The following is a 278-nucleotide window of genomic DNA, read 5'->3' as shown; positions in this document are numbered from 1 at the left end:
CAGACCACGGGCACCCTGACGGTTCCGGCTGGCAACGGCGAAGACGCCTACAAGGACGGCACCGAACTGACCGCCACGATCACCGGCGTCAACGGCCCGGGCTTTGAAAAGCTGGAAGTCAAAGACGGCAGTGGCTCGGCAACCGCGACGGTGGTCGACACCACGACGGTCGCGACCGTGAGCCTGTCTGGTTCGGTACAAGACGAAGGCCCATCGGCGCAGTACATCTTCACTGCCACGCTGAGCCATGCCTCCCAAGGCGTGACCACGATCACCAC

1 protein-coding gene is annotated in these 278 nt (G+C 64.0%); it reads left to right on the top strand.

Translation table 11 applies throughout. The annotated features are described in order from the left end of the window. Positions 1–278: immunoglobulin-like domain-containing protein (locus C6382_RS24060; RefSeq protein ID WP_158262123.1), on the top strand; the 278-nt coding region annotated here is incomplete at both ends.

Origin of the sequence: Pseudomonas sp. BBP2017, from assembly GCF_003024385.1 — a bacterium.
In the GTDB taxonomy this organism is placed as follows: domain Bacteria; phylum Pseudomonadota; class Gammaproteobacteria; order Pseudomonadales; family Pseudomonadaceae; genus Aquipseudomonas.
Note: the sequence above shows the minus strand (reverse complement) of the source record. Positions and strands in the feature narration are given on the sequence as shown.